This window comes from Microbacterium sp., from assembly GCF_030149085.1.
Classification (GTDB): Bacteria; Actinomycetota; Actinomycetes; order Actinomycetales; family Microbacteriaceae; genus Microbacterium.
Map to the genome: position 1 here is coordinate 1 of NZ_JASBSF010000325.1, position 2,968 is coordinate 2,968.

Annotated in this window: 2 protein-coding genes and 1 pseudogene; 1 reads left to right on the forward strand and 2 read right to left on the reverse strand. The window is 66.1% G+C overall.

Annotated elements, in window-relative coordinates; translation table 11 throughout:
- Positions 1–1,480 (forward strand): glycosyltransferase (locus Q1V87_RS13305; protein ID WP_300593784.1); only part of this gene is annotated, 1,480 nt, incomplete at its 5' end.
- A gap of 25 nt (positions 1,481–1,505) precedes the next feature.
- Here the strand turns inward: Q1V87_RS13305 and Q1V87_RS13310 are convergent.
- Positions 1,506–2,672, reverse strand: a complete 1,167-nt coding sequence (locus Q1V87_RS13310) for a response regulator (protein ID WP_300593787.1) — start codon at positions 2,670–2,672, stop codon at positions 1,506–1,508.
- Positions 2,673–2,849: 177 nt separating this feature from the next.
- A pseudogene (locus Q1V87_RS13315) lies at positions 2,850–2,968 on the reverse strand (glycoside hydrolase family 6 protein); the annotation flags it as partial.

A 2,968-nucleotide genomic window follows, 5' to 3' on the forward strand; every position in this document is an offset into this window, starting at 1 on the left:
TCCCGCATACGGCCAGCAGCCATACGCTCAGCCCTCGTACGGCGACCCCCGGTTCCCGAACGCGCAGGTCGAGACCTCGCACGCGGAGTTCACTGACGAGTTCGAGTCGGTGCTGGAGCGCATCTCCGTGCACCGCTCGACGATCGGATGCGTCATCCCCTGCTACAACGAGGAAGAGTCGATCGCCGGCGTCCTCGAGGGTCTGCTGCACCAGACGCGCGTGCCGGACGTCATCCATGTCGTGGTCAACAACACGACTGACGCGACCGTCGCTATCGCTTCGCAGTATGCCGGCCCGCACCAGGTCGTCACCGATCTCGGGGAGCAGTTCACCGAAGTCTTCATCCACGACATCGGCAAGAACCCCGACAAGAAGGTCGGTGCGCTGAACTACGGCTACGCCCTTGTCGAAGGGTACGACTACCTACTCGGCGTCGACGGTGACACCATCGCTGATGAGCGGGCGGTGGAGTACCTCGAGACCGAAGCCGTGGGAGACTCCCGGATCGGTGGCATCTCGGCGATCTACACGATCGACGACCGGCCCATCAAGGGCCTGATCGGCAAGTTCCTGATCGCTGGTCAGCGCACGCAGTTCGCGGCCTTCAATCTGCAGAACCTGCTGCGCGGACGCAACATGGCGGTGCTCGGCGGCCAGTTCTCGATCTTTTCGACGGCGGCGCTGCGCGATGTCATGCGCGCCAACCACCAGAGCACGCCCTGGGTGAAAGACAGCGAGGTGGAGGACTCGCTCCTCTCGCTGCAGATCAAGAGCGCGGGCTACCTCACCAAGATCAGTCCGTACGCGCGAGCCAGTGTGGGTGGCATGACCACTCTCAAGGGGTATGACGCGCAGCAGGTGAAGTGGACCTACGGCGCCATCGAGCTCATGTGGCCCGGTCAGCGCGGAGACACGAAGGGGCAGCCCTTCCACCCGAACCTGCGCCTTCGGTGGTTTGAGAACTTCGGCATGCTCACGAACCTGTTCGTGCGTGTCGCGTTCCTGACGCTGCTTGCCGCATCGCTGTCGATCAACGCCTTCGTCTTCTCGCCCTGGTGGCTCATTCCACCTCTGGTGGCGACGCTGCTGAACCTTCGTGTCGCCCTGACGATGAAGTATGTGAACCAGCGAGACATCCTGTTCTCGGCACTGGTGTTTCCCGCGGAGATCTTCATGTGGATCCGTATCGGCCACTTCCTGCGGTCGTGGTCGTCGTTCCTGTCGCGCAAGAAGGTCGACAACTGGGCAGCCCAGGCGAAGGCCGAGAAGGGTGGCGGGGTATCCCTCGGACACTGGGTTCCCATGATCCTGCTGGTGCTCACCGCGCTCGCGATGGCTTTCATCTGGAACCTGCTGGACCCGGTGGTGCAGTCGTCCATCCTGTGGATCGGGTGGCCGATCGTGGGTGTCGTCACCGTCATCCAGACGCTGCTCATGGCCTTCAAGCTGTTCCGTCGGCAGTACGGCTACAAGGTCTGACGGTCTCGCGCCAGACCCGGAACGGCTACGGGCCCGGCGGCGGGGCGACGTTTTCGGCGGTCATGCGGTAGCCGACGCCCCGCACGGTCTCGACATAGCGCGGGTTGTTCGGGTCGTCGCCGAGCTTGCGGCGCAGGTTCGTCATGTGCGCTTCGATCGCACGTTTGTCGGCATCCCCGACGAAATACGACGTGACGTAGGACTCACCACGCAGCACGAGCGTCAGGTCGGCTTTGCTGCGTACGCGCCGCTTGGACTCCATCAGGGTCGCCAGCAGTTCGAACTCCGTGCGGGTGAGTTCTACCTCACGGTTGCCGACCAGTACGATCCGCGAGTCCGGGTCGAGGATGAGGTCACGGTGGACCATGGTGTGGGGGCCGAGGTGGTTACCTCCGGGACCGGCTATCGGGGCGCTCGGGGGTGTGCGTGCCACCAGCTGCGATCCGGGAGGCTGCTGGCTCCCGCCGGCGCCCGGGGGGTCGACCGGTGCCTGCGGTGTCGGGGGATAGTACGGGTGTGCGCCCCCCGGCTGCGGATAAACCGGATACTGACCCGGGTAGCCGGGCTGGGGTGGGGCCTGGGTCGGCTGTTGGCCTGCCGGGTATGGAGCCTGCGCGGGAGGCGAGCTCGGGGCCTGCGCAGGGTCACCGGGCGTGACGGCTCCGCTCGCATCGATGGTGGCGAACGGCTGCTGCGCTGCCGGGGGAACGGCGCTGGGCTGCGCGGGCTGGGTGACGATGGCGGGTCGTGCGCCAGGGAATGAGGGGCCCGAGGGTGCCTGCACGGGCGGCAGGGTGGCAGTCGGAGTCTGACGGGGGCGGCGCAGGAGCGCTTCGATCCGTGCCCGCAGCTCCCGTGGACGAAACGGCTTGACGATGTATTCATCGGCGCCGGCGCCGAGACCCAGCACGACGTCGGCCTCGTCTTCGAGGCCCGTCAGCATGATGATGTAGGTGTCGCTTTGGGCGCGGATGCGGCGAGCAGCTTCGAATCCGTCGATGCCGGGCATGTTCACGTCGAGTGTCGTGATCAGCGGCTGGTAGGACAGCACAGCGCGCACGCCGTCGATGCCGTTGCCCACCGAGACCGTGGAGAATCCGGCAGCCTCGAGTGTCTCGGCGAGGATATGCCGAATCTGCGGATCATCCTCGACAATGACGGCGGTCTTGCTCACCCCCGCGTCAGTGCTCATGCTCGGTGGTCTCTTTCGCGTCGGGCTGGGTGGTCGCGTCGGGCTGGGTAGTGGGGCATGGACCGCGCAATCCCAGGTGTTCGCGGCCGTCTCCCCCGATCGTACACAGCCGCGCCGGGACGAGGGGCGGTCATCCGTCGGCGTGGCACCCTCGCCCGCGTCCTCAGGGCCCGGTGTTCAGGGAAGAGTGACGTTGCGGGTGAGTTCGACTGCGGACTGCGGCCACCAGGCGCCGGCGACAGGTCCCCCGTTGCAGGTGCCGTCGCTCTCGCCGGGCGGCTTGATCCAGAGGTTCG

Excerpts from the sequence above, each read along its gene's own strand:
- Q1V87_RS13310 (WP_300593787.1), bottom strand. The coding sequence starts at position 2,672 with ATGAGCACTGACGCGGGGGTGAGCAAGACCGCCGTCATTGTCGAGGAT.